This window comes from Solidesulfovibrio sp. C21, assembly GCF_047785625.1.
Lineage (GTDB): Bacteria > Desulfobacterota > Desulfovibrionia > Desulfovibrionales > Desulfovibrionaceae > Solidesulfovibrio.
Genome location: NZ_JBLODY010000118.1, coordinates 1 through 8,394 on the forward strand (window position 1 = coordinate 1; position 8,394 = coordinate 8,394).

General features: G+C 59.5%; 10 protein-coding genes. 3 read left to right on the plus strand and 7 right to left on the minus strand.

The annotated features are described in order from the left end of the window. Positions 1-143 precede the first annotated feature (143 nt). The 4 genes from ACMZ6R_RS19445 to ACMZ6R_RS19460 form a co-directional block, all read right to left on the minus strand. Positions 144-1,670, minus strand: a complete 1,527-nt coding sequence (locus ACMZ6R_RS19445; RefSeq protein ID WP_416114607.1) for a sigma 54-interacting transcriptional regulator — start codon at positions 1,668-1,670, stop codon at positions 144-146. A 226-nt stretch (positions 1,671-1,896) separates the two neighbouring features. Beyond that, entirely contained in the window at positions 1,897-2,214 is a 318-nt protein-coding gene (locus tag ACMZ6R_RS19450; protein ID WP_416114608.1) for a hypothetical protein, read from the minus strand. A gap of 265 nt (positions 2,215-2,479) precedes the next feature. Then, positions 2,480-3,079 carry a transglutaminase-like domain-containing protein gene (locus ACMZ6R_RS19455; protein WP_416114609.1) on the minus strand — a complete coding sequence of 200 codons (600 nt, stop codon included), beginning with the start codon at positions 3,077-3,079 and terminating at the stop codon, positions 2,480-2,482. Beyond that, on the minus strand, positions 3,073-3,624 hold the full coding sequence (locus ACMZ6R_RS19460) for a class IV adenylate cyclase (RefSeq protein WP_416114610.1): 552 nt from the start codon (positions 3,622-3,624) through the stop codon (positions 3,073-3,075). Before ACMZ6R_RS19460 ends, ACMZ6R_RS19455 begins: the two co-directional genes overlap by 7 nt. A 117-nt stretch (positions 3,625-3,741) precedes the next feature. Between ACMZ6R_RS19460 and ACMZ6R_RS19465 the strand changes: the two genes are divergently transcribed. Further along, on the plus strand, positions 3,742-4,575 hold the full coding sequence (locus tag ACMZ6R_RS19465; protein WP_416114616.1) for a DMT family transporter: 834 nt from the start codon (positions 3,742-3,744) through the stop codon (positions 4,573-4,575). A gap of 123 nt (positions 4,576-4,698) precedes the next feature. Here the strand turns inward: ACMZ6R_RS19465 and ACMZ6R_RS19470 are convergent, their stop codons facing one another. Then, entirely contained in the window at positions 4,699-5,121 is a 423-nt protein-coding gene (locus ACMZ6R_RS19470; protein WP_416114611.1) for a GNAT family N-acetyltransferase, read from the minus strand. A 128-nt stretch (positions 5,122-5,249) separates the two neighbouring features. Beyond that, complete coding sequence (locus ACMZ6R_RS19475) at positions 5,250-5,684, minus strand: GNAT family N-acetyltransferase (protein ID WP_416114612.1); 435 nt, start codon at positions 5,682-5,684, stop codon at positions 5,250-5,252. 389 nt (positions 5,685-6,073) lie between these two features. On the opposite strand from ACMZ6R_RS19475, the gene ACMZ6R_RS19480 reads away from it, so the two are divergent. Continuing rightward, positions 6,074-6,763 carry a methyltransferase family protein gene (locus tag ACMZ6R_RS19480; protein WP_416114613.1) on the plus strand — a complete coding sequence of 230 codons (690 nt, stop codon included), beginning with the start codon at positions 6,074-6,076 and terminating at the stop codon, positions 6,761-6,763. 278 nt (positions 6,764-7,041) lie between these two features. Then, on the plus strand, positions 7,042-7,677 hold the full coding sequence (locus tag ACMZ6R_RS19485; RefSeq protein ID WP_416114614.1) for a LysE family translocator: 636 nt from the start codon (positions 7,042-7,044) through the stop codon (positions 7,675-7,677). 47 nt (positions 7,678-7,724) lie between these two features. Here the strand turns inward: ACMZ6R_RS19485 and ACMZ6R_RS19490 are convergent, their stop codons facing one another. Further along, a complete protein-coding gene (locus tag ACMZ6R_RS19490) occupies positions 7,725-8,321 on the minus strand; it encodes a Maf family protein (RefSeq protein ID WP_416114615.1) in 597 nt (198 codons plus the stop codon). Between the last annotated feature and the right edge of the window lie 73 nt (positions 8,322-8,394).

Sequence of the window (8,394 nt, forward strand, 5' to 3'; positions counted from 1 at the left end):
GAACCCTTTTTGAAAAAAGGGTTCCCCTCTCGCGCTCTCCCTTCCCAAAAACTTTTAACGGTGACAGGCTATTGCCGGTAAAAGTCTTTGGAAAGGGGGCCTGGGGGGAAACTTTTCTACAGAAAAGTTTCCCCCCAGTCTCTTTACTCCTTGCTAATGCCGAGCTTGCGCAGGCGGGAGTCGAAGGTGGAGCGGTTGACGCCGGCGGCCCGGGCGGCCTTGGTCACGTTCCATTTGTGTTTTTCAAGCAGCGCCAGGGCGTAGGTCCGCTCGAGGGCTTCCCAGGTATAGTCCGTCAGGTCGAGGCTGGGGGCGTTGGCTATGGCCGACTCGGGCGCGGCGGGCATGGTGTCGCGGTGCTGGCCGATCTCGTGGGGCGGCGGGATGTCGCCGGCCTCGATGACCGGGCCGGAAACGGTGGCGAGCAGGTAGCGCACCAGGTTTTCCATCTCCCGGACGTTGCCCTGGAAGTTGCGGCGCTTGAGGGCGGCCAAGGCGTCGCGCGAGAGGGCCTTTTGCGGAATGCACAGCCGACCGGCGTCGCGGGCCAGGAAATAGTCCAGCAGTTCCGGGATGTCCTCGGGCCGTTCGCGCAGGGGCGGCAGTTTGAGCGGCAGGACGTTCAAGCGGTAAAAGAGGTCCTCGCGGAAGGTCCCTTCGGCGATGGCCCGGGTGAGGTCCCGGTTGGTGGCGGAGATGACGCGCACGTCCACGGTGCGGGTCTTGGCGTCGCCAAGGGGTTTGACCTCGTTTTCCTGGAGCACGCGCAGGATGCGGGCCTGCAGGGAAAGCGGCATGTCGCCGATCTCGTCGAGGAAGACCGTGCCACCGTCCGCCGCCTCGAAAAGCCCGATCTTGTCCTTGTCCGCGCCGGTGAAGGCACCTTTCTTGTAGCCGAAAAGTTCCGATTCGAGCAGGGCGTCGGGGATGGCCGACACGTTTTGGACCAGGAACGGCTTGTCCTTGCGGGCGCTTTGGGCGTGAATATCCCGGGCGAAAAGCTCTTTGCCCGTGCCGGACTCGCCGGTGATAAGCACCGGAAAATCGGTGCGCGAGTAGTTTTTGGCCGCTTCCAAGGCCGCGCGAAAGGCCGGGCTTTTGCCGACGAGCGGGGTTTCGCCCTTGATGCCGCCCAGGAGCTTTTTGAGTTTCTGGGCTTCGTTTTTCTGGTCGGCGAAGGCCAGGGCGTTGCCCAGGGCGATGGAGCCGATGGCCACGAATTCTTCCAGAAGCTCCAGGTATTCTTTGCCCAGGTTCAGCCGGCTGCCGCCGTGGGCCGTGTCGATGATCTCGACAGCGCCGTAGACATCGCCGTTCTTGAGTACCAGCGGAAAGCAGAGAATGAGCGTGGATTTGACGTCCAGCCCCGATTCCGCGTCCTTGAAATGGCGTTTGTCCTTGCCCGGCTCGGCGATGGTCATGCGGCCGTTTTCGATGGCCCAGCCGACGATGCTCGGCTTGTCCTTGGGCACGACAAAGCCCACGAGTTGTTCGCTTTGGCCGCCGCCGATGGCCTCGATGCACTGGTAGCCGTCCTCGCGCTTGATCCAAAGCGAACCGCGCTCGACGTTCTGGAATTCCACCAGCGCTTCCAGAAAACGACGCTGGAGCTTGTCGGTTTCCAGCTCCTCGAACAGGGCCTTGGGAAAATTGGGAGTGTGGGGGGGCATGGCGCGTTCCGGCGAAATCATGGTTGTCCGCATGGCGCGTCGGGACGCGCAAGACGGAAGGACTGCCCGAACATGCCGGAAAAGCGGCCATGGGGCAAGCCGGAGTGGGGACTTGCAAAGCGGGCCCTGCGCGGGGGGCCGCGCCGCCAACGACAGGCTGCTATTTTTGAGGAGGGCGGAGCGCGGGCGGGGAACCCTCTTAAAAAAGGTTCCCCGCCCGCATGTCTTAATGGGTAGCCTGGGACAATTCGCGGATGCGCCAGAAATCCTCGGGAATTTCCAGGTACAGGTCGTTTTCGGGCAGGGGGATGACGCAGACGAGCACCCCCGTGGAAGCGACCCAGTACATATGGCCGCTTAAGCCGCGCATGACGTCTTCGTAGCTGACGCCCGTCTGGGCCGCTACTTCCTTCATGGCGCGTTTCATGGTGGACATGGCCCCGTGGCCGATTTCCACTTCCAGGGCGGAGACGCGGTGAATGGCATGGCTTTGTTCGGACAACTCGGGAGGAGCGGTTTTGCGCAATGTCAGAGCCGATTCCATGGCAACCTCCTAGAAGTAATTGGGCCCGGCCCGACAAGGGTCCGATCCGGGCTATCGCTTGTTATAAGCAATAGCCGTGCAAAGTACACCAATCTCGTGGAGAAAGTTGATGTCTTTTTTTAACAGGCCGATTTTACAAATGAATTTTTCTAGGGAAAATGCCGTGGCTGCGACACATGGTACAACCGGCGTCACACTTGCTGCAAAAAGGAAGGAAGCATGACAAAAGTGTTGCAAAATGGGGAGATGTCGTGACTGCCGCGGGTCAGAGCGATACGTCCGGCAGGGCGTCGTAGAGCGCGTTCCAGGTTGTGTGGCGCGTCAGGGCCTCCATGACCACGGGCAATGGTGCGGCGTGGATGCCGGGCAGGTCGACCTCGCCGGGAGCCGTCACGGGAAAGGCCAACCGTTCCGTCGGTGGCGTGAACCGGGCGTCGACGCCGGCTTTGTTGCCGCGCGGATCGATCCGGTACCAGCCCCAATCCTTGAGGCGCACGGCGGCAAGGCAATGGAGGCAGTAGCGCGTGGCGTCATTGCCGGGATCGAGCACGAGACGCTGGTAGCACAGTCCGGCCGGGATGCCGCTTGCCCGCAGCAGGGCGACCAGCAGGTGGGCCTTGGCGTAGCAATAGCCCGTGCCATGGGCGAGAACCTCGGAGGCGGCGCGGGTGACGGGATTTTGGCGGTAGTCGGCGCTGTGCCGGATGGCGTCGCGCACGAAGACGAAGGCGGCTTCGGTCATGGCGGCGTCCGTGACCCGTCCGGCGGCGAGTGCGGCGGCCTTGGCCGCGACGGCCGGATGGTCGCTGTCGATCCAGGCGGACGGGGCGAGGTAGGCGGCAAGGGGCGAAAGCGGCTCTAGCATGGGAGTGGCTCCGTCCTGTTCCGGTGTCGGGCATCCAGGAAGAGGTCCGTATACGCGCGGGGACACTCCCGCCTGAGGCCAAGGGATGCGCCGTAGGCCCGGATGACGGGCAGGGCGGCCAGCCCGGAGGCGCGGTCCGGGGCCTGATGTTCGATCTCGACGAACGTCTCGTCGGCGAAATCCACCGTGACCCGGGTGAGCTCCAGGGCGAGGCCGTCATGCACGACCCGGGAGCGTCGGCACTGTTTGACGTAGGCCATGCGCCGCACGAACCCCAGGCCGGCAAGAATGGCCGCCATGGCCCGGGCGTCGGCAACAGTCGTCTCCAGCTCTTCCTTGGAGGCCGTGGCCATGTCGAAGGGAGGATTCTTGCAGGTGAAAAGCGTCTGGCCGTCCGCCTGTCGCAACCGCAGCTCCCGGCCCGAGGCGTAAAACGTCCCGTCGGGCGTATCGAAATACACGTCACGATAGACCGCGTCGGCCAGACGCGTTCCCGGCAGCCGGAACCCGGGCGGGGCGATGAATTTGATTTCGGCTTCGTACATGGCGGGGGGCGTTTAGCTGTTTACGGCAGCATGCTTTTGATCCATTATACCGACATGTTACGCGCAACATCCGCAAACGGCAATCCCGGCCCGACGCAGGGGGCGGCTTCCGATACGCTGGCCGGCCAGGGACGGGCTGCCGCCGGGCTTATGGCCGTCACGGCGCTTTTGTGGAGTACCGGGGGCCTTGCCATCAAGCTCGTTCCCATGCCTCCCATGGCGGTTACGGGCGGACGCAGTCTGCTCGCCGCGCTGCTGCTTTTGGCGCTTTTCCGGGGCAGGCTCGATTTTCGTCCGACAAAGCCCTTTGTGAGCGCGGCCCTGGGCTATGCCGGTCTGCTTATAACCAACGTGGTCGCCACCCGGCTGACCACCGCCGCCAACGCCATCCTGCTCGCCTACACCGCCCCGGTCTACGTGGCGCTTTTGGCTCCGGCGGTGCTCGGCGAACGCACGCGCCCGGCGGACTGGGCCTTTGTCGCGGTCACGGTCGGGGGCATGGCGCTTTTTTTCCTGGACAGGCTGTCGCCGCAAGGGTTCTGGGGCAACGTGCTGGCCGTGGGCACGGGGCTGTCCTATGCCGTTTTCACCCTCGGCATGCGGGCCGGTCGGGCCGGATCGCCGGTTTCGGCGGTCATTGCCGGCCATCTGCTGACCGCCGCCGTAGGTTTGCCTTTTCTGGTGCGCGAACTGCCGCTTTCCGGGGAGGCGCTTTTGGGGCTGTCCTATCTCGGCATCGTGCAGCAGGGGCTGTCGCTGGCGCTTTACGTCTGGTGCATCAAGCGGTTGCGGGCCCTGACCGCGATTTGCATCATGACCCTGGAGCCGATTTTCAACCCGGTATTCGTCGCCTTGGGCTACGGCGAATTGCCCGATAAATGGGCCATGCTCGGCGGTATGGTGGTTGTCGGCGCGGTGACGCTGCGCAGTCTGGCCGCCGCGCGCCGGTAGGCCGTCCGCGCCCGGCCCGGCAGGAACAAGGCCGGTTTTCCCGTGCGTATGGCGGTCGGACACTAAACGCATGCGCTGTGCATCGATCCGCCTTTGCCAGGAGGGAAAATTGCCGGATACGCTTTATTCGGTGAATCCTTTTTCCCGCATGGCCTCGGCCTTTACAAACTTTGCCATGCCTGTCCGCATGTTGCTGAAGCCCTGTTTTCGATAAAAGCCTTCTTTCCCGGGGGCGGCATAAAGAATGACATTGCACCCGGCAACGGCGTCCAGAAGGGATCGCATGATCATGGCGCCGATTTTCTGCCCCTGGTATTCCGGCAGGACCGCGCAGTCATATATTGCGGCCTGATAGGCCCCATCGGAAATCGTCCGACCAAATCCGATCAGCCTTTCCGCATCGTAAATAAACACGGTCGTGTGACTCGCTGTAAACGCCTTGGCATGGACTTCCGGCGCATAGTAGGCCATGCCGACGCATTTTAGAATATCCGCAACGGCTTGCCAGTCAACGCCGGAACAATCATGTATAGATTGTAATTGCATTTTATGTCCTTAAAATAGGAAAGTAGAGCGTTTGTATGGAGTTGTAGACTGGATTGGAAGCCTTTCCCAGAAGGAGGGGCATGGAAATTTTTACACTGAACGGTGTATGCTGGCACCTTCAATAAGATTTAATCCAGCGTCATATGCACCAAGGGGAAAGGTTTCCCCTGGCCGTCGACCGGTGAATGCCCGATGCTTCGAAAGCCAAGGTGCTTATAAAATCCAATTGCCTGCGGATTTTGCTCATTGACATCCACGTATGCAACATCCATGCTTTCGATGGCATGCCTGCATAGAGAAAAGCCGATGCCTTGCCCCCTATTTTGGGGCAACACAAAGAGCATTTCAAGTTTCCTCTCGGAGACTCCACAGAAGCCAAGAATGTTGCCTCCCTCGCTTCTTACGCATCGTAATTCTACAGCATCGAAATATTGCTCAAGGATCAACGGCCTTAAAAAGGCGATATCCTCATCTTTCAAGAAATCATGCGTCGCTCGAACGGAAGCTTCCCATACTTCCAGTAATTCTGGATAATCTGTTTTGTCGGGATGTTCCATGTTCATGCGCATGCTCTTGAAGCGGATGGTTCAGAATCGTTCCGTTGGATAAGCGAGTACTCTTTCAGAGCAATAACAATTCAATGTACCTGGCATTGCTGCGGATTCGCCAAGGGGGCAGTCCCGCGACGTTTATCGAAGAGGTCTCTCTGTAGCGGCCTTGCCCTCTTGCGGGTGCCCCTGTGACACGCAGTTTGTGGGGCTTGAGTGGGAATTTCTGGGGGCATCCGCTCTTGGATACTTCATGGTCCTATGCATATCAATTTTATAGTATCCTATCCATGTTGTGTTGCCACTGTCAAGCTGGAAACTCTCTTGAATATAAATATTATTTGTGTATTGCTGAAGGTATGGGCAAGGGACTTGGCCTGAACGATTTGGGAGGAAAAGAGCGTATGCAACAGCAGTTGACCAAAGAAGGTGTAAAATATCTTCTGGCTCCGTTTTGTTGGATCTTATTCATGATGATCGTATTCTTTATCGCTGCGGGAAGATTGGATGTTCCAAGGGCGTGGCTTGCTTTTGGAATCCATCTTGTCGGAGCGGCGCTGGGGGCGTTGCTCATGTATCGCTTCGCGCCTGAACTGGCGAATCAGAGAGCGTCGGCCAGACAGGGAACGAAAGGTTGGGATAAAGCGATCTTGATGATCTATTTCTTGCTGTTGCTGTTGGCGATTCCGCTTACGGCAGGATTGGATGTCGGGAGATACCACTGGTCCGATTTGCAGAGCATGGGCCTTGGGGTTGTGTGCTATTTCCTTTTTTTCATTATCTTCTACTGGGCGATGCTGATAAATAAATTTTTCGAAGGGACTTCTCGAATTCAGACGGATCGAGGACACAGAGTCATTTGCTCTGGCCCATATGCGTATGTGCGACATCCCGGCTATGTCGCAATGATCTTCGCCAGCGTGTCGGATGCCTTGATTATCGGTTCGCTCTATGCCTTGATCCCGAGCTGCCTTGCCGTCGGCGTCACGATTGTGCGCACAGGCCTTGAGGATAAAATGCTCCGGAGCGAATTGGACGGTTACGCCGAATATGCCGCGACGGTAAAATATCGCTTGTTTCCCGGCATATGGTAGATGGCGTCAGCCCGCTTCAGAAATGCTTTTTGAGGGGAGTCGGGGGGGGAGCTGCCGGGGCATTTTCTGCCCGCGCGCTCGGCAAGCGTTTTCCGGCGTTGCCGGTGTCCTCGGCGATGCGAATCCGGCTCCCCCATGGACCAAGAAAAAGGGGCCTCGGCTTTGCCTCAACCCCGGATAGTAAGTGGGACCTTCTGATGGCATCCTCTCTGATTTGACAAATTTGGAATGGAAAAGTATGTGATAAATTTCCCCATAACTTGTGTAGGACGCATGCAATGTTTGACTATTCTCTCGGCCATTGGTCGGCGTTTTTTCTCGCCGCTTTTTTGCTGAATATTTCTCCAGGCCCGGATATGGCCTTTATTTTGAGCCATACGGTGAAAGGCGGAAAAAAAGCCGGGACCGCCGCGATGCTTGGCATCTGGACAGGAGCGTTCTGCCACGTCCTGCTGGCCGCATTGGGGCTCACGGCGATCGTCGCCACTTCCGCCACGGCCTTTTCCATCGTCAAGTGGGTAGGCGTCGCCTATTTACTCTGGCTCGGCTTGCACGCCCTTCGTTCCGACGGTGGTTCGCTGCTCATAGACAAGAAAGCCAAGCCCAAAAGTATCGGCGCCGTGTTTCGGCAAGGCGTTTTTATTGATTTGCTGAATCCGAAAGTCGCCACCTTTTTTCTGGCTTTTCTGCCCCAGTTCGTCGTGGGCGGCGCGGGTCCCGTCTGGGCGCAACTCATGATCCACGGCGTCCTGATTATTGCCGTCGCCGTGTTTGTGGAGCCTCCGATAATCCTCCTCAGCGACAGGGTCGCGGAAAGATTGCGCCAAAGCCATTCCCTCAGACTTTGGCTGGACCGGGTTCTCGGGCTCGTGCTCGTTTCTCTTGGAATCAAGCTGGCAATGTCCGAGCGGTAATCGACCACCGTGCCGGTTCGTGGAACATTCTGCGAAGCTACGTTTTTTCAGCCTCTCCGTGGAACGATGACACCCCAGCTCCGTAAGGCTTCCACCACCTCCGCCAGCGGCAGCCCGACTACATTTGTGTACGAGCCATTGATCGCGGTGACGAATGCCGCGGCCTTGCCCTGGATGGCATAGGCCCCGGCCTTGTCCATGGGCTCGCCGGTCGCCACGTAGGCGGCGATGGCCACATTGGAAAGCGCCGCCATGGCCACGTCCGTGGACACGGTGAATATCTCCGGCTCCGGGCCACAGCCGAAAATCGCGCAGCCGGTCACCACCTGATGCGTGCGGCCCGAGAGCAGCCCCAACATGCGTTCGGCGTCGGCCGCATCGCGCGGCTTGCCCAATATCACATTCCCCACGGCCACCACCGAATCCGCGCCGATGACCGCCGCTTCCGGATGCTCCCGGGCCACAGGCGCGGCCTTGAGCCGGGCCATGCGCGCGGCATAGGCCGACGGTAACTCGCCCATGTCCGGCTCGGGCTCCTCGGCCGGACTCGGAATGACCGAAAACGGTACCCCGGCCAAATCAAGCAACTCCCGCCGGCGTGGTGACGTCGAGGCCAGAATGATGCGTCGCTGTGTCGTGTACATAGTATGCTGTTGGAAGAGCCGGGGGAGGGAACCCCTTTTTGAAAAAAGGGGTTCCCTCCCCCGGACCCCCACC